At 69.3% G+C, this 24,068-nt stretch carries 21 protein-coding genes; 17 read left to right on the forward strand and 4 right to left on the reverse strand.

The genetic code is table 11. The annotated features are described in order from the left end of the window. Window positions 1-188 precede the first annotated feature (188 nt). Entirely contained in the window at window positions 189-1,655 is a 1,467-nt protein-coding gene (locus tag RTK35_RS06315) for a PLP-dependent aminotransferase family protein (RefSeq protein ID WP_316907638.1), read from the reverse strand. A gap of 96 nt (window positions 1,656-1,751) precedes the next feature. Here RTK35_RS06315 and RTK35_RS06320 point away from each other — a divergent pair, with 96 nt between their 5' ends. The 4 genes from RTK35_RS06320 to RTK35_RS06335 all read left to right on the forward strand — a co-directional run bounded on the left by RTK35_RS06320 (window position 1,752) and on the right by RTK35_RS06335 (window position 6,628). Then, complete coding sequence (locus RTK35_RS06320; protein WP_044400032.1) at window positions 1,752-2,384, forward strand: FMN-binding negative transcriptional regulator; 633 nt, start codon at window positions 1,752-1,754, stop codon at window positions 2,382-2,384. Between the two features lie 28 nt (window positions 2,385-2,412). Continuing rightward, the gene (locus RTK35_RS06325; RefSeq protein ID WP_044400029.1) at window positions 2,413-2,856 is read left to right on the forward strand and encodes a GNAT family N-acetyltransferase; all 444 of its coding nucleotides are present in this window, start codon (window positions 2,413-2,415) and stop codon (window positions 2,854-2,856) included. A gap of 10 nt (window positions 2,857-2,866) precedes the next feature. Beyond that, on the forward strand, window positions 2,867-3,544 hold the full coding sequence (locus tag RTK35_RS06330; protein WP_182851330.1) for a GNAT family N-acetyltransferase: 678 nt from the start codon (window positions 2,867-2,869) through the stop codon (window positions 3,542-3,544). 180 nt (window positions 3,545-3,724) lie between these two features. Next, a complete protein-coding gene (locus RTK35_RS06335) occupies window positions 3,725-6,628 on the forward strand; it encodes an autotransporter domain-containing protein (protein ID WP_316907639.1) in 2,904 nt (967 codons plus the stop codon). Window positions 6,629-7,285: 657 nt separating this feature from the next. On the opposite strand, the gene RTK35_RS06340 is transcribed toward RTK35_RS06335, so the two are convergent. Together RTK35_RS06340 and RTK35_RS06345 are read right to left on the reverse strand one after the other, a co-directional pair. Then, the gene (locus tag RTK35_RS06340) at window positions 7,286-7,987 is read right to left on the reverse strand and encodes a hypothetical protein (protein ID WP_316907640.1); all 702 of its coding nucleotides are present in this window, start codon (window positions 7,985-7,987) and stop codon (window positions 7,286-7,288) included. 28 nt (window positions 7,988-8,015) lie between these two features. After that, window positions 8,016-8,834 (reverse strand): helix-turn-helix domain-containing protein, encoded by an 819-nt coding sequence (locus RTK35_RS06345; RefSeq protein WP_044403434.1) that lies wholly within the window; start codon window positions 8,832-8,834, stop codon window positions 8,016-8,018. Window positions 8,835-9,005: 171 nt separating this feature from the next. Here RTK35_RS06345 and RTK35_RS06350 point away from each other — a divergent pair, with 171 nt between their 5' ends. The 9 genes from RTK35_RS06350 (at window position 9,006) to RTK35_RS06390 (ending at window position 18,780) form a co-directional block, all read left to right on the forward strand. Beyond that, on the forward strand, window positions 9,006-10,454 hold the full coding sequence (locus tag RTK35_RS06350) for an alanine/glycine:cation symporter family protein (RefSeq protein ID WP_044403437.1): 1,449 nt from the start codon (window positions 9,006-9,008) through the stop codon (window positions 10,452-10,454). A gap of 156 nt (window positions 10,455-10,610) precedes the next feature. Then, window positions 10,611-11,600 (forward strand): asparaginase, encoded by a 990-nt coding sequence (locus RTK35_RS06355; protein ID WP_044403439.1) that lies wholly within the window; start codon window positions 10,611-10,613, stop codon window positions 11,598-11,600. Between the two features lie 220 nt (window positions 11,601-11,820). Then, entirely contained in the window at window positions 11,821-13,314 is a 1,494-nt protein-coding gene (locus RTK35_RS06360; protein ID WP_044403440.1) for an acetyl-CoA hydrolase/transferase family protein, read from the forward strand. Window positions 13,315-13,626: 312 nt separating this feature from the next. After that, complete coding sequence (locus tag RTK35_RS06365) at window positions 13,627-13,842, forward strand: DUF1127 domain-containing protein (protein WP_044403441.1); 216 nt, start codon at window positions 13,627-13,629, stop codon at window positions 13,840-13,842. 233 nt (window positions 13,843-14,075) lie between these two features. Continuing rightward, complete coding sequence (locus RTK35_RS06370) at window positions 14,076-14,285, forward strand: DUF1127 domain-containing protein (RefSeq protein ID WP_044403443.1); 210 nt, start codon at window positions 14,076-14,078, stop codon at window positions 14,283-14,285. A gap of 131 nt (window positions 14,286-14,416) precedes the next feature. Then, a complete protein-coding gene (locus tag RTK35_RS06375; protein ID WP_316907641.1) occupies window positions 14,417-14,734 on the forward strand; it encodes a DUF2388 domain-containing protein in 318 nt (105 codons plus the stop codon). A 172-nt stretch (window positions 14,735-14,906) separates the two neighbouring features. After that, window positions 14,907-15,227: a DUF2388 domain-containing protein gene (locus RTK35_RS06380; RefSeq protein WP_044403447.1), complete on the forward strand. Its 321-nt coding sequence runs from the start codon at window positions 14,907-14,909 to the stop codon at window positions 15,225-15,227. 10 nt (window positions 15,228-15,237) lie between these two features. Continuing rightward, window positions 15,238-17,208, forward strand: a complete 1,971-nt coding sequence (locus tag RTK35_RS06385) for a DUF4105 domain-containing protein (protein WP_394354678.1) — start codon at window positions 15,238-15,240, stop codon at window positions 17,206-17,208. Window positions 17,209-18,306: 1,098 nt separating this feature from the next. Beyond that, window positions 18,307-18,780, forward strand: coding sequence for a Bro-N domain-containing protein (locus tag RTK35_RS06390; RefSeq protein WP_074969703.1), 474 nt, complete (start codon window positions 18,307-18,309; stop codon window positions 18,778-18,780). Window positions 18,781-18,798: 18 nt separating this feature from the next. On the opposite strand, the gene RTK35_RS06395 is transcribed toward RTK35_RS06390, so the two are convergent. Beyond that, window positions 18,799-19,200: a GFA family protein gene (locus RTK35_RS06395; RefSeq protein ID WP_107329913.1), complete on the reverse strand. Its 402-nt coding sequence runs from the start codon at window positions 19,198-19,200 to the stop codon at window positions 18,799-18,801. Between the two features lie 41 nt (window positions 19,201-19,241). Here RTK35_RS06395 and RTK35_RS06400 point away from each other — a divergent pair, with 41 nt between their 5' ends. The 4 genes from RTK35_RS06400 (at window position 19,242) to RTK35_RS06415 (ending at window position 24,019) form a co-directional block, all read left to right on the forward strand. Continuing rightward, window positions 19,242-20,222, forward strand: a complete 981-nt coding sequence (locus RTK35_RS06400; RefSeq protein ID WP_410478635.1) for an AEC family transporter — start codon at window positions 19,242-19,244, stop codon at window positions 20,220-20,222. Window positions 20,223-20,490: 268 nt separating this feature from the next. Next, window positions 20,491-21,798 carry a CitMHS family transporter gene (locus RTK35_RS06405; RefSeq protein WP_044403455.1) on the forward strand — a complete coding sequence of 436 codons (1,308 nt, stop codon included), beginning with the start codon at window positions 20,491-20,493 and terminating at the stop codon, window positions 21,796-21,798. Between the two features lie 101 nt (window positions 21,799-21,899). Next, the gene (locus RTK35_RS06410) at window positions 21,900-22,658 is read left to right on the forward strand and encodes a TerC family protein (RefSeq protein WP_044403457.1); all 759 of its coding nucleotides are present in this window, start codon (window positions 21,900-21,902) and stop codon (window positions 22,656-22,658) included. A gap of 170 nt (window positions 22,659-22,828) precedes the next feature. Beyond that, the gene (locus RTK35_RS06415) at window positions 22,829-24,019 is read left to right on the forward strand and encodes an N-acetylmuramoyl-L-alanine amidase (RefSeq protein WP_172434997.1); all 1,191 of its coding nucleotides are present in this window, start codon (window positions 22,829-22,831) and stop codon (window positions 24,017-24,019) included. Window positions 24,020-24,068 lie beyond the last annotated feature (49 nt).

Consider the following 24,068-nt stretch of genomic DNA (forward strand, 5'->3'; position numbering starts at 1 on the left):
AAGCCCAGGCTACGGTGGCTGCCCAGGCGTAGGGTGGGCTTCAGCCCACCATCCGGACCCGCCGCAACTCCGCTGGTGGATCGATGAAGCGCGATCCACCCGACGGGTGCCAGTCATTGCGTAGGGTGGATAACGTTCTTTTTATCCACCGACCGGACTCACATCCGACGCAGAAGCCTCTACGGCATCTATACCCGCCAGGCCCGGCGCAACACCCGCACCGCCTCGGCGATCGCCGGCTCGGGCACGGCGGCGAAGCCCAGCACCAGCCCGGCGCGGTTATCCACAGGCGTGTCGCTGTCCTCCAGCCAATAGCCGCTCAACCCGTTCATCTCCACCCCCGCCGCCCGCGCGGCGCCCAGCAGTGCCTGCTCCCGCGCCTGGCTGTCGACCCGGATGCACAGGTGCAGCCCCGCTTCCACCGCCGGCATCGGTGCACAACCGGGAATCGCCGCCGGCCAGTCCCGCAGCAAGGCATCGCGACGCGCCCGGGCGGCCTGGCGCATGCGCCGGACATGGCGCTGGAAGTGCCCGGCGGCGATGAACTCCGCCATCACCGCCTGGGTGCCGATCTCCGAATGGCGCATGTCCAGGGCCAGCCGCCGGGCGAAGGGCTGGGCCAGGGCCGGTGGCAGCACCAGGTAGCCCAGGCGCAGGGCCGGGAAGGCGATCTTGCAGAAGGTGCCGACGTAGAGCACCCGCCCCTGCCGGTCCAGCGAAGCCAGGGGCGCCAGCGGCACCCCGCTGTAGCGGTACTCGCCGTCGTAGTCGTCCTCGATGATCCAGCCGCCCTCGCGCTCGGCCCACTCCAGCAGCTCCAGGCGCCGCGCCAGGGACAGCGTCACCCCCGTCGGGTACTGGTGGGACGGTGTCAGGTACACCAGCCGGCAGTTATCCACAGCGGACAGCGCCGGGCAGACCAGCCCCTCGTTGTCCACAGGCACCCCCACCAGCCGTGCACCCGCCACCGCGAACGCGTGGCCCGCCGCGCGATAGCCGGGGTTTTCCACAGCCACCCGGTCCCCCGGCTGCACCAGCAACTGCGCACAGAGGCTGATGGCCTGCTGCGCACCGCAGGTGATCACCACCTGCTCCGCATCGCAGGCCAGGCCCCGGCTGCTGCGCAGGTAGGCCGCCACCAGCTCGCGCAGGCCGCGGTCGCCCGCCGGGTCGCCATAGCCCAGGCGCGCCAGCGACGGCTTGCGCCAGAAGCGCGCAGACAGTCGCGCCCAGGTCTCGAAGGGAAACAGGTCGAAGGCCGGCACGCCGATGCGAAAGGCCCGGGGCGCGCGCTCCGGCGAAGCCGGCAGGTGATGCCGCTCCAGGCGCTCCAGGGCCACGCTTGGCGCCGGCCCGAGCGGTTCGGGCAGTGCCACCGGCGGGCTTGTGGATAACTCCACCACGTAGGTGCCATCGCCCACCCGCCCCTCCACGTAGCCCTCGGCGTAGAGCTGGTCGAAGGCGCGGGTCACGGTGTTGCGGGAGATGCCCAGCAGCGCCGCCAGGTCGCGGCTGGCGGGCAGGCGCGTGCGGCTGCCCAGGCGCCCGTCGAGGATGCGTTCGCGCAGCGCCTCGTAGAGCTGGCGGGACAGCCCCCGCGCAGGGTCCAGGCGGATGCCGGAGAGGTCGACGGGCAAGGGGGGCGTGGCGGTCATGGCGGCCTCGATTGGCTCTATGAAAGTGGCGGCCAATGGATCTTACACAAGGCCAATTCCCTGCCTAGCATGAAGCCATCGCCGAGGAGACCGACCATGTACTGCCCCGCCGCCTTCCGCCAGGACGACCTGGCCCAGCTCCATGCCCAGATCGACGCCAGCGGCCTCGCACTGCTCACCAGCGCCGGCCCCCAGGGCCTGCAGGCGAGCCACCTGCCGCTGCTGCTGGCCCCCGGCGAAGGCGAGTTCGGCACCCTCTACGGCCACTTCGCCCGGGCCAACCCGCACTGGCGCGACCTGGCCGCTGGCAGCGAAGCCCTGGTGGTGTTCAGCGGCCCGGACGCCTACGTCCACCCCGGCTGGTACCCGAGCAAGGCCGAGCACGGCAAGGCGGTGCCTACCTGGAACTACATCGCCGTGCACGCCTGGGGCCAGGCCGAAGTGTTCGACGACCCCGAACGCCTGCTGGCCCTGGTGCGCCAGCTCAGCGACCGCCACGAAGCGCGTCAGGCACGCCCCTGGTCCGTGGACGAAGCCCCGGCCGACTACCTGGCCAGCATGCTGCGCGCCATCGTCGGCTTCGCCCTGCCGATCCGCCGCCTGGAAGGCAAGTGGAAGCTCGGCCAGAACCGTTCCGCTGCCGACCAGGCCGGTGTCCGCGCCGGCCTGGAGGCCTCCGCCGACCCGCGCGACCAGGCCCTGGCGGCCCGGCTACAGCCCACATCCTGACCCTCAACCGAGCCCACAAGGACGCCCCATGAGCCTCGAGATCCGCCCCGTCACCGCCGATGACCACGCCGCCTGGCTGCCCCTCTGGCAGGGCTACCAGCGCTTCTACAAGACCGAGATCCCCGAGGCCACCAGCGCCGTCACCTGGCAGCGCTTCCTCGACCCGACCGAACCCATGCACGCCGCCCTCGCCTGGCAGGACGGCCGCGCCGTCGGGATGGTGCACTGCATCGACCACCGCAGCTGCTGGACGGTGGGCAACTACTGCTACCTGCAGGACCTGTTCGTTGCCGAGGGCCTGCGCGGCGCCGGCATCGGCCGCGCGCTGATCGAATACGTCTACGCCCGCACCGAGGCCGCCGGCGGCTCGCGGGTGCACTGGCTGACCCACGAGACCAACACCGACGCCATGCAGCTCTACGACCGCATCGCCAACCGCTCCGGCTTCGTCCAGTACCGCAAAGTCCTGTGAGGACCGCCCCATGACCGACCTCAGCCACTGGCAACCCCGCCCCACCCCCGACCACCGCGCCCTGCCCGGGCGCTTCGTGCGCCTGGAAGCCCTCGACCCGGCGCGCCATGGCGACGATCTCTGGCACGCCCTGCAAGGGCCCGGCCACGACCCGGCGCTGTGGAACTACCTGCCCTACGGCCCCTTCCCCGAGCGCGCGCCCTTCGACGCCTGGCTCGCCGGCCACGCCGCCAGCCGCGACCCGCTGTTCTACGCCGTCGTCGACCTGGCCAGCGGCCGCGTCACCGGCCTGCTCAGCTACCTGCGCATCGCCCCGAAGGACGGCGCCATCGAGATCGGCCACATCGCCTTCGGCCAGGCCATGCAGCGCTCGCCGGCCTCCACCGAAGCGGTCTGGCTGCTGGCCCGCCACGCCTTCGACGACCTCGGCTACCGCCGCCTGGAGTGGAAGTGCAACGCCGCCAACGCCCGCTCCATGCGCGCCGCCGAACGCCTGGGGTTCCGCTACGAAGGGCTGTTCCGCCAGCACATGGTCATCAAGGGCCAGAACCGCGATACCGCCTGGTTCTCCATCATCGACGGCGAATGGCCCACCGTGCGCAGCGCCTTCGAGGCCTGGCTGGCTGTGGATAACTTCGACGGCGAAGGCCGCCAGCGCCGCCGGCTGGAGGATCTGCGGCCGGCGTAGGCCGGCACCCGGCGCCATCCCGCCCCGTTGCAGCCCGCCACCTCGACGGGCCACGCGGGATGGCCCGCCCCCACCCGACGCCCCCACTCCCTTATTCCCGTCACACCCCTGTTACGGAACGGTAAGACTTCTTCCTTATAAAGAGCGGCCAGCCAACAAGACCCCCAACAGGTTGCCGCCATGCTCCGCTCGCCGTCCCCGCTCGCCCGCTGCATCACCCTCGCCCTGGCCGGTTGCACCGGCCTGGCGAGCGCCGCCACCGTCACCGTGAACAGCGCCACCACCACCGGCCAGGTGCTCAGCGGCGAGACCACCCTCCAGGTGGGCAGCAGCGGCAGCATCACCACCAGCGGCAAGAGCGTGGAGCTGAAGAACGCCACCAGCGGCACCGGCGTGGTCGTCGACAACAGCGGCCTGATCAAGTCCACCGCCGACCGCGGCCTCGACGCCTCCGGCAGCAACCCCGCGCGCACCTACCAGATCATCAACCGCGAAGGCGCCACCCTCGACGCCGCCAAGCAGGCCATCCGCATCAGCGGCGACCTGGCCGGCACCCGCGTGTCCATCGACAACGCCGGCACCGTCATCTCCCAGACCGACCGCGCGATCATGCTCAAGGACCTCAAGACCAACGTGCAGATCGACATCACCAACCGCGCCACCGGCCTGATCCGTGGTGTGCGGGAGGACGCCATGCGCGTCGGCAACAACGCCACCATCACCAACTACGGCACCATCAGCAGCGGCGACATGACCAGCGCCGACGCCAAGTTCGACGGCATCGACTTCGACGCCTCCACCGGCGGCAAGGTGGAGAACCACGGCACCATCACCGGTGGCCGCCACGGCATCACCACCGACGCCGGCGCCGAACTGGTCAACTACGCAGGCGGCGTGATCATCGGCCGCAACGGCTCGGGCTTCGGCTCCGACGGCAACGGCCGCGTCACCAACTACGGGCGCATCACCGGTGCCTACAACGGCCTGGTGCCCGATGGCGACGGCGATGGCGTGGACATCGACGGCCAGGGCTGGATCGACAACCACGGCATCATCGAAGGCACCGGCGCCGGCGGTTCCAAGGACGGCTCGCCGAACACCAGCGAAGGCATCGCCATGGGCGGCGGGACGATCTTCAACCACGCCGGCGCCACCATCAGCGGGGCGGCCAACGCCATCCTCATCGACGACAGCGCCACCGGCGGCGCCCCCTATGCCACCCACCTGGAGAACTTCGGGCAGATCCTCGGCCTGGGCGGCGATGCCGTGCGCATCATCGGCGAGCAGGCCGACAGCGTGATCAACGGCGGCCTGATCAGCAGCACCGGCGGCGTGGCCCTGGACCTGGGCGGCGGCGCCGACAGCCTGACCCTGCACAGCGGCAGCCGCTTCGTCGGCCGGGTGGACGGCGGCGCCGGCCGCGACGTGCTGACCCTGGACGACGTCGGCGGCGGCAGCTTCGGCAACAGCACCCGCTTCGAATGGCTGCAGGTCAACGCCGGCCGCTGGACCCTCGACACCGACGACTTCAGCGAAGGCGGCCAAGTGCTGGCCGGCGCCGAGCTGGTCAACCTCGGGCGCATCGGCGGCACCCTGGGCATCGCCTCGGGCGCCACCTACGCCGGCGGCGGCCATGTGGATAACCTCGACCTCGCGGCCGATTCCACCCTGGCCTTCGCCGTCGCGGCCGACGGCAGCCACAGCCCGCTGCAGGCCGACGGCCGGGTCAGCCTCGACGGCGCCCGCCTGGATGTCCGTGCCAGCGCCGGCACCTACCCGAACACCAGCCGCTACCAGGTGATCCAGGCGGCCGGCGGTGTCAGCGGCCGCTTCGCCAGCGTCACCAGCACCTTCGCCTTTCTCACCCCGAGCCTGCGCTACGGCGCCAACAGCGTGGAGCTGGAGCTGACCCGCAACGACGTGGCCTTCGCCAGCGTCGCCGGCAACAGCAACGCCGCCACGGTCGCGGGCAGCATCAGTGCCCAGGGCAGCCCGCAGTTGTACAACGCCCTGGTGGTGCAGGACGGCACCCGCGCCGGGCAGGCCCTCGACCAGTTGGCCGCCGCCGGCAACGCCAGCCTCGCCGGCAGCAGCCTGGCCAGTACCGGCCAGGTCACCGGCGCCATGCTCGGCGCCCTGCAAAGCGTCGGGGCCAGCGGGGCCGGCGGGCTGCTCAGCGCCCGCTCGCTGGAAGACGGGCCGCAACTGGCGGCCCTCGGCGTGCCTGAAGCGGCACGCAACCTCAACGACCCCGCCGCCCAGGGCCGCCTGTGGATGCAGGGCCTGGGCAGCCACGGCCGCCTGGACGGCCAGGCCGGCAGCGCCGACCTGGACAGCGATACCCGGGGGGCGGTGCTCGGCGCCGACTGGGCCCTCGACGGCCAGTGGCGCCTCGGCGTACTGGGCGGCTACTCGCGCACCCGGCTGGATGCCGGGCGCAGCCTGAAGGGCGATGTGGAGAGCCTGCACCTGGGCCTCTACGGCCTGCGCCAGGACGGCCCGCTGTCCCTGCGCCTGGGCGCCGCCTACAGCCGGCATGACGGCGAGAGCCGCCGTACGGTGGAATTCGACGGATTCAGCGACCGCCTCAAGGGCCGCTACGACGCCCACAGCCTGCAGGCCGTCAGCGAACTGGGCTACGCCCTGGGCAGCGGGCGCTGGCAGGCCGAACCCTTTGCCGGGCTGGGCTACCAGTACTACGCCCGCGACGGCTACGCCGAACGGGGCGGAGCCGCCGCCCTGCGGGTGGACGACCAGCACCAGGGCAACTTCACCAGCAGCCTCGGCCTGCGCCTGGCACACCTGGGCACCCTGGACAACGGCATGACCCTGGTGCCACGCCTGTCCCTGGCCTGGCGCCACGTCTACGGCGACGTCGACAGCAGCACCCGTCAGGCCTTCCTCAGCGGCGGCAGCGCCTTCCGCGTCGAAGGCACCGCCCTGGACCGCAACAGCCTGCTGGTGGAAACCGGCCTCGACCTCGGCCTGAGCAGCACCCAGCGCATCGGCCTCGCCTACAGCGGCGAACTGGGCAGCAACGCCCGCAACAACGCCCTCATCGCCCAGTGGCAGATGGGGTTCTGAACAGGCCGGGGAGCTTGGTCCGCGTGGATCGATGAAGCGCGCCCCATCAGCCGTCTCCGATTGAGCCTTGAGCGAACCGTAGGATGCGCTGAGGCCACGAAGCGCATCACGTCGCGGCCAAGGGAGGCACCACGGATGGCCTTGGCGCTCGGATCGATGGGCTTCGCTGCGCTCAGCGCCATCCTACGGGTGCCGTTGAGGCGTTCGGCGCCGCACCCGACGTCTCCCGTTGGCCCTCGGGCGAACCGTAGGATGCGCTGAGGCCACGAAGCGCATCACGTCACGGCCAAGGGGAGGCACCACGGATAGCCTCGGAGCTCGGATCGATGGGCTTCGCTGCGCTCAGCGCCATCCTACGGGTGCCGTTGAGGCGTTCGGCGCCGCACCCGACGTCTCCCGTTGGTCCTCGGGCGAACCGTAGGATGCGCTGAGGCCACGAAGCGCATCACGTCGCGGCCAAGTGGCAGCACCACGAATGGCCTTGGCGCTCGGATCGATGGGCTTCGCTGCGCTCAGCGCCATCCTACGGGTGCCGTTGAGGCGTTCGGCACCGCAACCGACGTCTCCCGTTGGCCCTCGGGCGAACCGTAGGATGCGCTGAGGCCACGAAGCGCATCACGTCGCGGCCAAGCGGTGGCACGGCGGGTGGTGCGGGGATCAATTGACCCGGCAGGCACCCTCGGAGAGGCGTTCCAGGAAGCGGTCGCGCAGGCGGCTTTCGCCGTCGAACTCGGCGGCCGGCGGGCCTTTGTGGACGGGGTCGGTGAAGGACAGGTTCACCAGCAGGCGGTAGACCTGGTAGCGCTCGCGCACCGGGCGGGAGCCGGGGCAGTCGCGGAAGTAGTCGGTGCGGGTCACCTGCTCGCGCCGGCAGTTCTGGTCGTCGAGGTGGTCGCCGTAGCGCTCGGTGCCGCTGAGGTAGCGCTTGCCGTCGCAGTTGAGGACGCTCACGGTGCGGGTGCAATAGCCCGGCGCGGTGCAGGACTCCTGGCGATCGCGCTCGGTCTGCAGCTCGCGCTCCTCGCGCCAGCGGGCCTGGATGTCGTAGTTCAGCCCGGCCTCGCGGCCGTCGATGAAGAACGAGCGCTTGCCATAGGCGCTGCGGGGCACGTCGATGCTGACGTCATCGCGCTCGTCCTTCAGCCGCAGGGTGCCGAAGAAGCTCGGCGTGGGGCTGAACTCCAGCTCCTTGTGGCCCTGGTGCAGGGTGGCCTGGTCATTCAGGCGCAGCGCCTGGCTGTCGCGGGTGAACAGGTAGCCCTTGCCCTTCACGCCGCCGCCGCAGCCGGCGAGCAGGAGGCCGGCGAACAGCAGCACGAGGGCACGGGCGAGGAAGCGGGGGTGACGGAGAACGTCCATGGTCGGGGGGTTCCTTGAAGCGGGTGGGTCATTCGATTTCGAAGAGGTTGTTCTGCAGCGGCCCGACCTGCAGGCGGCGGCGGATGTCCTCGTCGATGCGCGGGTCGTCCGGGCGGTAGAGCATCACCTGGCGGTAGGCGCTGACGCGGTTGATCTCCGGCCCCAGGTATTCCCACACCACGCGGGTGCAGGCGGGGTTGCGCCGGTCGCCGCTGGAGACACCGGTCTTGAGGCCGTTGAGGCGGGTGATGCGGCTCTTGAAGCTGGGGATGAGGATGGTCTGGCTCATCTCGTTGAGGGTGAGCGACTCGAAGTCGGCGAGGAACAGCCGGTCCTGCAGCTGGAACGCCGCGCCGAGGTAGCGGCAGCGCACCCAGTCCTCGGCCTCGACGTTGGAGGCGCTGGAGCGCTCCTGGCGTTCCTGGCGCTCGAACAGGAAGGTGCCGCGCTCCTCCCACAGGTGCACCAGCGACAGCAGGATGGTGCCGGGCACCGACATGCAGTTGGAGTATTCGAAGTAGTAGCCGCAGTAGCGCGACAGGTCGCCAGCGTGCTCGCGCAGGGGGCGCAGCATCTGCATCAGCGGGTCGTCGCTGGGGGCACTGCTGTCGTGGGGGCGGCGGGCACCGATCAGGCGGGCGAACTGCTCCGGTGGCAGGCCCAGTTCGTAGTCCTCGACACCGAAGAAATCACCGATGCGCTTGAGGTTGTAGGCCGTCGGCGCGCTCTGGCCGCTGAGGTACTTGTTGAACTGCGCACGGTTGATCGACAGCTTCCGGCAAACCTCCGAGATAGAGCGGTAGTGGCTGCACAGCAACTTCAGGTTGGCACCCAGATTGTTTGACAATTCCCGCCCCTCCAGCTGACGCGAGCGGCGCGATTGTAGCGTCAACTCGCACCATTTTGAGCCAACCTGCGAAATTGCCTGACCGACGGCCATGCCCAACCATGCGCGCCTCTGCCTCGACCCGCTCGCGGCACTCCATCGTTCGAACAATAAGAATCGAGGAATTCTCCAATGCTCGAAGCGCTCAACGACTTCCTGTCCGGGAAACTGCTTATCGTGCTGATCGTCGGGTTGGGCGGGTATTTCACCCTCCGCTCCCGTTTCGTCCAGTTCCGCCACTTCGGCCACATGTTCAGCGTTTTCAAGGAATCCATCCGCGGCCAGGCAGGCCAGCTGAGCTCCTTCCAGGCCCTGATGCTGAGCCTCGCCGGCCGCGTCGGCGCCGGTAACATCGCGGGCGTCGGCATCGCCGTGACCCTGGGCGGCCCGGGCGCCGTGTTCTGGATGTGGGTGACCGCCCTGGTCGGCATGTCCAGCAGCTTCTTCGAGTGCACCCTGGCCCAGGTCTACAAGCGCGCCGATGGCGACGGCCTGTACCGCGGCGGCCCGTCCTACTACATCGAGCACGGCCTGAAGCTGCGCTGGATGGCCGTGACCTTCGCCGTGCTGCTGCTGGTGACCTACGGCTTCGCCTTCAACGGCCTGCAGTCCTTCACCGTGACCCACTCCCTGGAGAACGCCTTCGGCCTGCCGGTGCAGTACACCGGGATCGGCCTGGCCGTGCTGCTGGGCCTGGTGTTCATCGGCGGCATCAAGCGCATCGCCGCCGTCTCCGACCTGCTGGTACCGGTCAAGACCCTGGCTTACATCGGCGTGACCCTGTACGTGATTGCCACCCAGATCGAGCTGGTCCCGGGCATGCTGGTGACCATCGTCAAGAGCGCCTTCGGCCTGGAACCGGCCTTCGCCGGCCTGCTGGGCAGCGCCATCGTGATGGGCGTGAAGCGTGGCGTGTTCGCCAACGAAGCCGGCCTGGGCAGCGCCCCGAACGTGGCCGCCGTGGCCGCCGTGAAGCACCCGGCCGCCCAGGGCGTGGTCCAGGCGTTCAGCGTGTTCCTCGACACCTTCGTGATCTGCACCTGCACCGCGCTGCTGATCCTGCTGTCCGGCTTCTACACCCCGGGCTTCGAAGGCGACGGCATCGTCCTGACCCAGAACTCCCTGGCCGCCGTGGTCGGTGACTGGGGCCGGATCTTCGTCAGCGTCGCGCTGAGCCTCTTCGTCTTCACCTGCATCCTCTACAACTACTACCTCGGCGAGAACGCCCTGCAGTTCCTCGCCGGCCGCAGCCGCGCCGCCCTGCTGACCTACCGTGGCCTGGTGCTGGCACTGATCTGCTGGGGTTCCATGCAGAACCTGGGCACCGTGTTCGCCTTCGCCGACATCACCATGACCTGCCTGGCCTTCGTCAACCTGCTGGCCCTGGCCCTGCTGATCAAGGTCGGCCTGCGGGTGATGCGTGACTACGACGAGCAGCGCAAGGCCGGCATCGACCAGCCGGTATTCGACGCCAGCAAGTTCACCGACCTGGACCTGGACCGCGCCGCCTGGCCGATCAACCCGGTCACCGAAGCGGCTCCGCAGCAGGTCCCGGCCGGCCTGGCGGAAAGCCACCGCTAAGCGCCCCGCGCGTCACCGGATGCCGCTTCTCCGCCCTGCGGGGAAGCGGCATTTTCATAACAGGCAACCTTTTCTGGTGGGATCGGCTCGCGTTCGCGGCCGTATTCAGCGTTATGCTGGCCCACCGTTTTACTCCCCGTACGACCAGGGCAAGGCATGAGCGCAGTCAAGAACCTCTTCGTCCTCTACACCGGCGGCACCATCGGCATGCTGCAGAGCGCCCAGGGCCTGGCCCCGGCCGGCGGCTTCGAGGCGCGCATGCGCGAGCACCTGGCGAGCCAGCCCACTGCGCCGGCCCTGGACTTCACCTTCGCCGAGATGCTGCCCCTGCTGGACAGCGCCAACATGACCCAGGCCCAGTGGCTCGCCATGCGCGACGTCATCGTCGATGCGGTGCGCGAGGGTGGGCACGACGCCGTGCTGCTGCTGCATGGCACCGACACCCTGGCCTACAGCGCTGCGGCCCTGAGCTTCCAGCTGCTCGGCCTGGGCGTGCCGGTGGTGCTCACCGGCTCCATGCTGCCGGCCGGTGCCGAGGGCAGCGATGCCTGGCCCAACCTGTGCGGCGCCCTGGCGGCCCTCGCGGCTGGCGTGGCGCCCGGCGTGCACCTGTGGTTCAACGGCGCGCTGATGCACGGCGCCCGGGTCAGCAAGCTGTACAGCGAGGCACTGGATGCCTTCACCGTGTTGCCGCGCCCGCGCCACGGCGAGCACGCCCCGGTGCCTGCCGAGCTGGGCTTCGCCGTCCGTCGGCAGCCGGTCAACCTGGCGGTGGTGCCGCTGTTCCCCGGCCTGCAGGCTGCGCATCTGCGGGCCTTGCTGGGCAGCGGCGTGCAGGGCCTGCTGCTGGAGTGCTACGGCAGCGGCACCGGCCCGTCGGACAACGCCGAGCTGCTGCAGGTGCTGCGCGAGGCGCGCCAGCGCGGCGTGGTACTGGCGGCCATCAGCCAGTGCCCGGCCGGGCACGTGGAGTTCGGTGTCTACGCCGCCGGCAGCCAACTGGCCGCCAGTGGCCTGGTGTCGGCCGGCGGCATGACCCGCGAAGCCGCCCTGGCCAAGCTGTTCGCCCTGATCGGTGCCGGCCTGGACGCCGAGGCGACGGAACGCTGGTTCGCCCTGGACCTGTGCGGCGAACGCGCCGACTGACCCCCGCAGGGGCCTGCCCGGGCCCCTCGCCATGCCCCGCGCGGCCGTCTGCGCCGCGCCAATCCGCCGCATTCAAAAGCGCCCTCCGAAGCACCACCATGGCGCGCGCAAAGGCCCCGTCCAGAGCGGCCTCTTCGACCTTGGTATAGAAGTCGCCCCGCGCCGCAGCCCCTAGACTGCGCGCCTTCCTCCCCACCCTGAAGCCCTGAGGTTTTCCTCCATGTACCCTGATCGCGTACGCCTGCCCTCGTTGTTGGACAAGGTCATGAGTGCGGCCGAGGCCGCGGCCCTGATCGAAGACGGCATGACCGTCGGCATGAGCGGCTTCACCCGCGCCGGTGAAGCCAAGGCCGTGCCCCGCGCCCTGGCCGAACGCGCCAAGGCCTCGCCGCTGCGCATCACCCTGATGACCGGCGCCAGCCTGGGCAACGACCTCGACAAGCAGCTCACCGAGGCCGGCGTACTGGCGCGGCGCATGCCGTTCCAGGTGGACAGCACCCTGCGCAAGGCGATCAACGACGGCAGCGTGATGTTCATCGACCAGCACCTGTCGGAAACCGTCGAGCAGCTGCGCAACCACCAGCTCAAGCTGCCGGACATCGCCGTGATCGAGGCCACCGCCATCACCGAGCAGGGCCACATCGTGCCGACCACCTCGGTGGGCAACTCGGCCAGCTTCGCCATCTTCGCCAAGCGCGTGATCGTAGAGATCAACCTCTCCCACCACACCAACCTGGAAGGGCTGCACGACATCTACATCCCGACCTACCGCCCGACCCGCACGCCGATCCCGCTGACCCGCGTGGACGACCGCATCGGCAGCACCGCGATCCCGATCGACCCGGCGAAGATCGCCGGCATCGTCTTCACCAACCAGCCCGACTCGCTGTCCACCGTGCTGCCACCGGACCACGAGACCCAGGCCATCGCCGACCACCTGATCGCCTTCTTCGGCCGTGAAGTGGCCGACGGCCGCATGAGCAACAACCTCGGCCCGCTGCAGGCCGGCATCGGCAGCATCGCCAACGCGGTGATGTGCGGCCTGATCGACTCGCCCTTCCAGGACCTCACCATGTATTCCGAGGTGCTGCAGGACTCCACCTTCGACCTGATCGACGCCGGCAAGCTGCGCTTCGCCTCGGGCAGCTCCATCACCCTCTCCGCGCGCCGCAACGCCGACGTGTTCGGCAACCTGGAGCGCTACAAGGACAAGCTGGTGCTGCGCCCGCAGGAGATCTCCAACCACCCCGAAGTGGTGCGGCGCCTGGGCATCATCGGCATCAACACCGCCCTGGAGTTCGACATCTACGGCAACGTCAACTCCACCCACGTCGGCGGCACCAGGATGATGAACGGCATCGGCGGCTCGGGTGACTTCGCCCGCAACGCCCACCTGGCGATCTTCGTCACCAAGTCCATCGCCAAGGGCGGCGCCATCTCCAGCGTGGTGCCCATGGTCAGCCACGTGGACCACACCGAGCACGATGTCGACATCCTCGTCACCGAACAGGGCCTGGCGGACCTGCGCGGCCTGGCCCCGCGCGAGCGCGCACGGGTCATCATCGACAACTGCGTGCATCCGGATTATCGTCCGGCGCTCGATGCGTACTTCAGCGCCGCCTGCGCCAAGGGCGGGCACACCCCGCACCTGCTCCGCGAGGCCATGGCCTGGCACATCAACCTGGAAGAAACCGGCCGCATGCTGGCCAGCTGAGCCCCCGCCGAACGGCCTTTTACCTGACAAACAGGTCAAAAAACTGCATCAGGTAAAAGGCCAACTGTACTGCTCCAAACCCCTGCCAAAAGGCACTTCCCCAGAGGAAAATCCGGTTTCCCGTTGAATGCCGAGGGTTTCAACGGGTGACCGGTACAGCTGACTAAAATTTTACCAATACAGTTAGTTAGCTTGCTTTCTAGTAGCCATACAATTTTCGGTAGCTGTGACTACTGGGTCGGCTGTTCCGGCTAGAAAATAGCCACCAGACAACCCCTCTAGCCCCGCCACAAGCGGGAAGGAAGCACCGCCATGGAACGTACCCTCAGTTCCGACCTGATCTTCAACTCCCACGAGTCAAGCGCCAAAGCCTCCTGGCCGCTGCGCGTCATCTCCACCCTGCTGCTGTGGCAGCGCCGCATCGCCAGCCGTCGTCAACTGGCCATGCTGGACGCCCGCCTGCTGGCTGACGCCGGCATCAGCGAAGCGCAGCGTGAACTGGAGCTGAACAAGCCCTTCTGGCGTTGAGCCAGCGCGGCGCAAGCCGCACCGCAGTACCGACAGAACCCGCCGCTCAGCCGGCGGGTTTTCGTTTTTACGGTCCCGGGAAACCGGGCGCTGGTACAGATGTGCCGGATACGGGCATAACAGTTCACGAATATCCGCACCTGGACCCGTACAATTCCACCCCGTTGTGCCTGCCCAGGCTCCCCCCGCCGCGCGACCATGGACTGCCCCACACCAACAGGGAAGCCACCACCATGGAACGCCACCTCCACGCCCGCCCTGCCCCGCTGCCGCCCGCACCCCGTGCGCCGCTGTTCCTGCGCCTGTACGCCCGCGTCGTCGAATGGCAGCGCAACGCCCGCACCCGCAGCCACCTGGCCCAGCTCAACGCCCAGCAGCTGGCCGACATCGGCCTCAGCGAAAGCGACCGCCGCGTCGAGCTGGACAAGCCGTTCTGGCGCTGAAACGCGACCCGGCGGTCATCTGCTCTGCCGCTGCGCTGGGCCCTGTGCGAAAATCGGCGCCGCCCCGCTCCGGGGCACCGTGTCGATGGGGCGCCCTGACGGGCGTCCCCCTGCCGTACAGGAGTTTCCCCATGCCCTCATTCCGCCTGCTCGGTGCCGCTGCGCTCCTGGCCTTCTCCAGCGCCACCTTCGCCTCCAGCCTTGCCGTGACCACCGACTCCCTGGTCGGCGCCCTCAGCGCCACCGCCGACGCCACCACGGACGCCTCCTCCTCCCTGCGCGACAGCAAGCTGGTACGCGCCGCCCGTGACGACGCCGCCAGCTTCGTCGCCAGCGAAGGCGCCATCCGTGGCGCCCGCCTGGAAGCCGCCCTGGTGCACATCCGCACCCAGGCCCCGCAGCTGCAGGCCAGCGACCTGCAACTGGCCGAGGCCATCCTCGCCCTCTGAGGCCCCCGATCGGCGCCACCCGGTTCACAGCCGCGACAGCAGGCTATGGCCGCGCCTGGCGCCTTTCGCTAGCCTTGGCGCCCGCCGCGCCGGTGCCGCTGCGCTTGCGCTGAACCGGGCGGCCGCTTTGACGTCCAATGACCCGTACAGTTTTCACCTCCGGAGACCCTCCATGCGTCGCACGCTGATCGTCGCTGCCACCGCCCTCACCCTGTTCACCGGCATCGCCCAGGCCCAGACCCTGGTCGCCACCAGCAACATCGTCGTCCGTGCACTGGGCCGCAGCATCGACTTCACCTCCGACACCACCACCTCCATCCGCGACATGAAGGTGATCCGCGAGGCCCGCGACGACGCCGCCAGCTTCGTCGCCAGCGAAGGCGCCATCCGTGGCGTGCAGCTCGAAGCCGCCTTCGACACCCTGCGCACCCGCCTGCCGGAAGCCCGCGACGCCAGCGACGAAGCCCTCGCCCAGGCCATCCTCGCCCTCTGAAGCGGCGCCCTTGAGCCTGCGTCTGTGGCGCCTCGGTGCGCTCGGCCTGGCCGCCCTGCTGGCCTGCGCCAGCGCCCGGGCCGATCTGCGCCTGGCGCTGAAGACCGACGGCCTCGACGCCGCCCAGCGCCAGGCCAGCCAGGCCCTGCTCGACGAAGCCCTGCAGAAGCTGCCGCCGCGCTTCGTCGAACGCCTCGACCGCCAGGTGGAAGTCACCTGGGCCGATGACCTGCCGGACAACGCCTACGGCCGCGCCACCCGCATCGACGCCCTCGACCTCAACCGCGCCCTGCTGCCCGCCCTCGCCGACGGCAGCGCCGCCCGCGAGAAGACCACGCGCCCCCACGGCACCGTGCGCCGCGAACTGCTGGCCACCGTGCTCCACGAGCTGACCCACCTCTACGACCGCGCCCACTACCGCGACGCCGCCCAGCGCAGCCTCGGCTTCCGCTGCCGCAGCGCCCAGGCCAGCACCGGCGCCGTCGGCCTGCGCAGCGAATGCCGCGGGCAGACCGCCCGCCGCTTCACCTTCAGCGACGACCCGCGCCTGCTAGACCTCGCCGGCTGGCCCCAGCGCGTCGGCCAGCGCGGCGAGCGCGAAGCGGACAACCACCAGGCCGCCCGCAGCCCCGACCTCTACGAACTGGCCAACCCTCGCGAATTCGTCGCGGTGAACATGGAGTACTTCCTCCTCGACCCCGACTACCGCTGCCGACGCCCCGCGCTGTACCGCTACTTCCGCGACCACTTCGGCTGGGCCCCGGACGCCGCCGGCACCTGCGCCAGCGAACTGGCCTACCTCAACGCCGGGCGCGACTTCGGCCGCGAACCCCTGGGGCGCCTCGACCCCGAGCGGGTCTACGAAGTGGACTACCTGTTCGCCGAAGCCAACGACAACTGGGCCAGCCGCTGGGGCCACACCATGCTGCGCCTGGTGATCTGCGCCCCCGGTCGCCCGCGCGGCCCGGACTGCCGGCTCGACCTCGACCAGCACCTGGTGCTCTCCTACCGCGCCTTCGTCGGCGACGTGCAGCTCTCCAGCTGGGACGGCCTCACCGGCGCCTACCCCTCGCGGCTGTTCGTCCTGCCGTTGGCCCAGGTGATCGACGAGTACACCAAGGTGGAAATGCGCAGCCTCGCCTCCGTGCCCCTGCGCCTGGACCGCGAGCAGGTGCACAACCTGGTGGAGCGTGCCGCCGAAATGCACTGGAGCTACGACGGCAACTACTGGTTCCTCTCCAACAACTGCGCCGTCGAGACCCTCAAGCTGCTGCGCAGCGGCACCGCCGACCCGCGCCTGGACGACCTCGACAGCATCATGCCCAACGGCCTCCTCGCGGTGCTGGAAGGGCGCGGCGTGGCCGACCCCAGCCCCCTGCGCGACCCGAAGGAAGCCCTGCGCCTGGGCTACCGCTTCGACTCCTTCCGCGACCGCTACCAGGCCATGTTCGACATCGCCCGCCAGCGCCTGGGGCTGCCCGAGGCCGACGTGGAAACCTGGCTCGCCCAGGACGCCACCCGCCGCCGCCCCTACATCGAACACGCCGACCTGCGCGGCAGCGCCGCCCTGCTGCTGCTGGAGCAGGCCGCCATGCGCCGGCAGATGCTGCTCGCCCAGGACGACCTCAAGCGCCGCTACCTGGACAACCGCGCCACCCTCGGCCAGACCGAGTTCTCCCGCGCCGGCGGCACCCTCGAACAGATCCTCGCCAACAGCGGCTTCCTCAGCCGCCCGGCCGACCTGCTGCAAGGCAGCGGCTACGGCCTGCCCCAGGCCAGCGAATGGCAACGCCTGCAGGAAGAGAGCGCCAACCGCCAGCGCACCCTGCGCCAGCTCACCGACAGCCTCGACCGCGAACTGCGCGAACTGATCGACCCGCGCATCCTCACCGAACTCGACGCCACCCAGGCCAACCTCGACCAGCTCAGCGCCCACCTGCGCCAGCTGCACAAAGCCGCCGGCGGCCTAGAACTGCCCTGAGCCCGCTCCCAGCGGATGCAGGGTGGATCGCACACCACAGCCACGACCAACACCCCCGCAGGATGGCACTCAGACCGTAGCCCGGACTTCAGTCCGGGAATGCCCAGCGCCGCTCCCGGGCTGAAGCCCGGGCTACAGCCGTACGCTTCACCGATCCACGCACCCGCGCCAACGTCACGGTCAACGCCCCCGTAGGATGGCGCTGAGCGCAGCGAAGCCCATCAAGCCAAGCGCAACGGGTGGTGCCACGGCCTGGCGTGGACGCGATGCGCTTCGTGGCCTCAGCGCATCCTACGGACCGTGTACAGCCCGACCGGGGGGTGGGCGGCAGGAATTGGTGGATGCGAAGAGCGGCATCCACCCTACGCGACCAGGCAGCACCAACCGTAGGGTGGATCGCGCTTCACCGATCCACGCGGTCCCGCGCCAAAGCCTTGGTCAACGCCGCCGCAGGATGGCGCTGAGCCCGTAGCCCGGACTTCAGTCCGGGAATGCCCGGCGCCGCTCCCGGGCTAAAGCCCGGGCTACAGCCGTACGCTTCACCGATCCACGCACCCGCGCCAAAGCCTCGGTCAACGCCCCGTAGGATGGCGCTGAGCGCAGCGATGCCCATCAGGCCGGGCGCAACAGGTGGTGCCACGGCCTGGCGTGGACGCGATGCGCTTCGTGCCTCAGCGCATCCTACGGATCGTGTAAAGCCCGACCGGGGGTGGGCGGTGGGCGTTGGTGGATGCGAAGAGCGGCATCCAGCCTACGCGGCGGGCGGCATCTTTACGTGGTTTCCTACAGCGCGGGATGAGGACGTTGGGGGAAATGGGTGGGTGTGCCTCCGTACAATCCGATTCCCCTGTGATCACGTTGTTTGGCCTGGTTCGGCTCTCTAGTGTCCGTCGCCGGTGCTCAACACACCTCTCACTTGGCGGTCCTCCGCACCCGATAGTCGCGGCGCTGGTCAAACAGCGGTCGTTCTGGCCGGGTAGCGCGCAGCCATAAAAGACTCCTTCGGGGGGAAATCTGCGGGCCGTTCCAAGTGCGGTGTTGAAGTACCCGGCCGCCCTCTCAACAAGGGCCCTCTCAACGACACTTGGAAATGCACTCATGAACGAGCTGCTCGACGACACCCCCATCCTCCAACCCCGTGTCTTCATCCGCCATCGCCGCCAGTTGCGGGCCTTTCTGCTGGATGACCAGGCCTGGTTCTGCGTGCGCGACCTCGGGCGGCTGATGCAGCACCCGCTGCTGGAGGACCGCATCCGCGCCAATCTCGATCCGGACCAGTGGCGCTGGGCCTGGTACCCGGACGGCGGCGGGGTGGCGGAGGAAGGTTTGCTGGTGAGCGAGTCGGCGGCCTATGGGGCGCTGATCCACTACTACCACCCGGAGAACCGCAGCATCCGCCAGTGGCTCACCCAGGAGGTGGTGCTGACGCTGCGCAGCGAGTGCCGGGGCGACCCGGTGCAGCCCCGGCAGGTGCAGCTACACGGCGCGGGCCAGCCGGTCAGCGTGCTGGAGTGGCAGGGCCGGGTCTGGGTGCCCTGTGGGGAACTGCCGAGGGTGCTGGCCGTGCGCTGATGGGGCGCTGTGGATAACTCACAGCGCCTCTTCCTGCTCCTCCGGCAGGTGCGGGTCGAGGGTCACCCAGGGCAGGCGGCTGCGCACCCAGATGTGGCGGTCGGCCGGGGCCTGGTGGACGTCGTCGAGGGTGGCCACGGTGACGTCGAGGCTGTCCGGGCTGAGGCGGGTGTAGAGCGCCAGGTGGCAGCCGCAATGGCCACAGAAGTAGCGGCTGCAGGTGGCGGAGGAGCGGTATTCCGCCGGCTGCCCATCGAGCCAGGTAAACGCCGCGCGGGGCACGGTGATCCAGGTGGTCACCAGGCCGCCGGTGATGCGCCGGCAGTCGCTGCAATGGCAGTGGGCGATGTCGGCCAGCGGGGCGTCGAAGCGGTAGCGCAGGCGGCCGCAGTGGCAGCCGCCGGTGTGTGCGGTGGTCATGGCGTACTCCTTGGCAAAGGCGCAGCCTAGCGCGTTGCGGGTTGCGCCGTGAGGGCCGCGGCGGACAAGATGCGGCCTTCGCCACCGGACAAACGGACGCGCCCGTGCTGACCCTGCTCCAGGCCCTCTGGCCCCTGTTCGCCCTGATCGTCGCCGGCCATGTGCTGCGGCGGGTCGACTTCCCCGGCGAGGCCTTCTGGCCGGCCGCCGAGCGTTTGAACTACTTCATCCTGTTCCCCGCGCTGCTGTTCAGCAGCCTGGCCACGGCGCCGCTGGACAACCCGGCGCTGCCGCGCCTGGCACTGGCGGTGCTGCTGGGCCTGGGCCTCGGCTGGGCGGCGTTGCTGCTGGCGCGGCGCCTGCTGGGCTGGCCGGCGGCGCGCTTCGGGGCGATCACCCAGGGCGTGCTGCGCTTCAACACTTACCTGGGGCTGGCGGCCATCGGCAGCCTGTTCGGCAAGGAGGGGCTGGCCATCGCGGCGCTGATGCTGGCGCTGATGGTGCCGACGGTGAACCTGCTGTCGGTGTGGTCGCTGACTGCCGAGCGCGGGGTCAGCGCACGGGGCCTGCTGCTGCCGATGGTGAAGAATCCGCTGATCCTCGCCTGCCTGGCCGGTGCTGCCTACAACCTGTCGGGGCTGGGGCTGGGCGGCGGGCTGGACCGGCTGCTCAACCTGCTGGCGGTGGCGAGCCTGCCCCTGGGCCTGCTCTGCGTGGGGGCGGCGCTGCAGCCCCGCGAGCTGGGCAGCGAGCTGCCGGCCCTGGGCTGGAACTGCGCGGCGCGGCTGCTGGCGATGCCGGCGCTGGCCTTCGTCGTGGCGCGAGTGCTCGGGCTGCCGGCGATGGAGAGCAGCATCCTGGTGCTGTTCTTCGCCCTGCCGACGGCGCCCACCGCCTATGTGCTGACCCGCCAGCTGGGCGGCGACGGCCACCTGATGGCGGGGATCATCACCCTGCAGACGCTGCTCTCCGGCGCCACCCTGGTGGCCGTGCTGGCGCTGCTGCAAGCCGGGGCGGGCTGACCGCCCGTCCGGATTTCGCTGCACGTTCGCTGCCGGTTCGCAGCGAAAGCTGGCTGAAAGCTTCGCCCCTTAGCATCGCCCCACCGCCGGCACAGACCGGCCGCCCGGCGCTGCCCGTTCCGCGCCAGGCACCCCGACAACAACAAGATGGGTGATTGCCATGTTCCGCTCCTGCCGCCTCCCCGGCCTCGTTCCGCCCCCTCTCCGTACCCGACCCGCTGCGCGCTGACCGGCGCCCGTCCTCGTCGCCTTTCGTCCGGAGATTCCCATGCTGACCTTCCTCGGTTTCGCCATGGTCATGACCTTCATGTTCCTGATCATGACCAAGCGCCTGTCCGCCCTGATCGCCCTGATCATCGTGCCCATCACCTTCGCGCTGATCGGTGGCTTCGCCGCCGGCATCGGCCCGATGATGCTGGAGGGCATCACCAAGCTGGCGCCCACGGGCGTGATGCTGATGTTCGCCATCCTCTACTTCGCCCTGATGATCGACTCGGGCCTGTTCGATCCGCCGGTGCGCGCGATCCTGCGGCTGGTGAAGGGCGACCCGCTGAAGGTGTCCATGGGCACGGCGGCGCTGGCGCTGATCGTCTCCCTCGATGGCGACGGCGCGACCACCTACATGATCTGCGTGGCGGCGCTGCTGCCGCTGTACAGCCGCCTGGGCATGAGCCCGCTGATCATGGCGGGGCTGATCATCCTGGCCGGCGGGATCATGAACATGACCCCTTGGGGCGGCCCCACCGCCCGTGCGGCCAGTGCGCTGCACGTGGACCCGTCGGACATCTTCGTGCCGATGATCCCGGCGATGGCGGCCGGTGCCGTGGCGCTGTTCGGCCTGGCCTGGGCCTACGGCAAGCGCGAGCGCGCCCGCCTGGGCGTGCTGCAGCTGCCTGACCTGCCGGAAAGCCATGTGGACATCAGCGTGTCGCAGTTCCCCGAGGCGCGTCGGCCGAAGCTGCTGTGGGTGAACGCGGCGCTGACGGCGGCGCTGATGGTGACGCTGATCCTCGGCCTGATGCCGCTGCCGGTGCTGTTCATGGTGGCCTTCAGCATCGCGATGATCATCAACTACCCCTGCCTGCAGCAGCAGAAGGAGCGCGTGGCGGCCCATGCCGGCAACGTGCTGGCGGTGGTGGGGCTGATCTTCGCGGCCGGCATCTTCACCGGCATCCTCTCCGGCACGGGGATGGTGGAGGCGATGTCCAAGAGCCTGCTGGCGGTGATCCCGCCGTCCATGGGGCCGTACATGGCGGTGATCACGGCGGTGGTGAGCATGCCGTTCACTTTCTTCATGTCCAACGACGCTTTTTATTACGGCGTGTTGCCGGTGCTGGCCGAAGCGGCGGGCCATTACGGCATCAGCCCGGTGGAGATGGCGCGGGCCTCTATCGTGGGCCAGCCCGTGCACCTGCTGAGCCCGCTGGTGCCCTCCACCTACCTGCTGGTGGGCCTGGCGAAGATCGAATTCGGCGACCACCAGCGCTTCACGTTGAAGTGGGCGGTTCTGATCTGCCTGTGTATCCTGCTCGCCGCGCTGCTGCTCGGGGTCTTCCCGCTGTTCGGCACCCCGTGAGGGTCAGGCGCCTCCTTTAATTCATTCACGCCGGAAAGGCTCGCACTTTCCGGCGTGGCCGTGCTCCAACCTAGCCGTCGACACCACGAGGTACACGCATCATGGAATGGCTGACCAGCCCGGAAATCTGGGTCGCCTTCTTCACCCTGACCGCCCTGGAGATCGTCCTGGGCATCGACAACATCATCATGATCGCCATCCTCGTGGGCCGCATGCCGCCGCACATGCAGGCACGCACCCGGCTCTTCGGCCTGGCGCTGGCGATGGTCACGCGCATCCTGCTGCTGCTGTCGATCACCTGGATCATGCGGCTCACCGCCGACCTGTTCCATGTGTTCGACCAGGGCATCTCCGGCCGTGACCTGATCCTGTTCTTCGGCGGCCTGTTCCTGCTGTGGAAGAGCAGCACCGAGATGTTCCACAGCCTGGAAGGCGAGGACGAGGCCAGCGAGGCGCCCAAGGGCAAGGGCGGCAACTTCATCGCCACCATCATCCAGATCGCCATCATCGACATCGTGTTCTCCCTGGACTCGGTGATCACCGCCGTGGGCATGGTTTCCCACGTGCCGGTGATGGTCGCCGCGATCATCGTCGCCGTGCTGGTGATGATGGCCGCCGCCGGCACCATCAGTGCCTTCATCGACAAGCACCCGAGCCTGAAGATGCTGGCCCTGGCCTTCCTGGTGGTGGTGGGCACCGTGCTCATCGCCGAGGCTTTCGAAGTCCACGTGCCGAAGGGCTACGTCTACTTCGCCATGGCCTTCTCCCTGGGCGTGGAGGCGCTGAACATCCGCATGCGCATCGCCCGTGGACGCAAGGAAGAGGCGGTGAAGCTGCGCAAGGACATCCCGGGGGAATAAGCCCGGGCGTGACCGCCAGCTGAAACGAGAACGGGGCCGAAGGGCCCCGTTTTTTGTGGGTGCGAAACGCACGGTAGAGGGAGCTTAGAGCCGGAATCAGGCTGCGCAAAAACGTTACTTTATAACATAATTGACCGATCCCGCTTTCCTCGATGCGATGGAGCCCCCTCATGGATCGCCGTCATCTGCTCAAGTTCGTGCTCGCCGGTTTCACCCTGCCCTTCGCTTCCACGGCCTCCGCCGTCCAGGCCGTCACCCAGGTTCGCAGCTGGCGGACGGCCGACCGCCTGCGCATCGTGCTGGACCTCAGCGGCCCGGTGAACTTCCGCAGCTTCGCGCTGGCCGCGCCGGAGCGGGTCATCGTCGACCTGGACGACACCCGCCTGCTGGCTCAGCTGCAGGACCTGGCGCTGGGCCAGGGGCCGATCCGTTCGGTCCGCAGTGGTCTGCAGGGCCGCAGCACACGGCTGGTGTTCGACCTGCAGGCCCCGGCCCAGCTGAGCAGCTTCCTGCTGCCACCTGGGGAGGGCAAGGGGCACCGGCTGGTGCTGGACTTCCAGCCGCTCACGCCCACCCCTGCGTTGGCGCCGGCCGCTCCGGCGGTCGCCCCTGCGGGCGGGCAGCGGGACATCGTCGTCGCCATCGACGCGGGCCACGGCGGCAAGGACCCGGGCGCCATCGGTTTCAACGGTGAGCAGGAGAAGGCGGTGGCACTGGCCATCGCCCGCCTGCTGGCCAGGAAGGTGAATGCCCAGAAGGGCTTCAAGGCCCATCTGGTGCGCAATGACGACGTGTTCGTGCCGCTGCGCAAGCGGGTCGAGATCGCCCGGCGGCGCAACGCCGATCTGTTCATCTCCGTCCATGCCGATGCGGCGCCCAGGCGCAGTGCCTCCGGGGCTTCGGTCTTCGCGCTGTCCCAGGGCGGTGCGACGTCCACCACGGCGCGCTGGCTCGCCGAGCGCGAGAACCGTGTGGACCTGATCGGTGCCGAGCGTTTGCTGTCGCTGAAGGACAAGGACCCGATGCTGGCCGGGGTGATCCTCGACATGTCGATGACCGCCACCATTGCCACCAGCCTGGACCTGGGCAAGAGCATCCTGGGCAGCCTGCAGGGTGTGGCGGGCGTGCACCAGAAGCGGGTCGAGCAGGCGGGCTTCGCCGTACTCAAGTCTCCGGACATCCCCTCGGTGCTGGTGGAAACCGGCTTCATGTCCAACCCGGGTGATTGCCGTCGGCTGATCGATGCCCGCCACCAGCAGCGGGTGGCGAACGCGATCTTCGACGGGTTGTACCGGCACTTCCGGGCAGCGCCGCCGCAAGGCACGTTGCTGGCCTCGATGAAGGCCAGCCAGAGCAGTTGATGGATCACCGATGACGCGCAGGTGCGGGCGAACCCGACCTGCGCGCGCG

It is taken from the genome of Pseudomonas sp. zfem003, from assembly GCF_032621675.1.
Lineage (GTDB): Bacteria > Pseudomonadota > Gammaproteobacteria > Pseudomonadales > Pseudomonadaceae > Metapseudomonas > Metapseudomonas otitidis.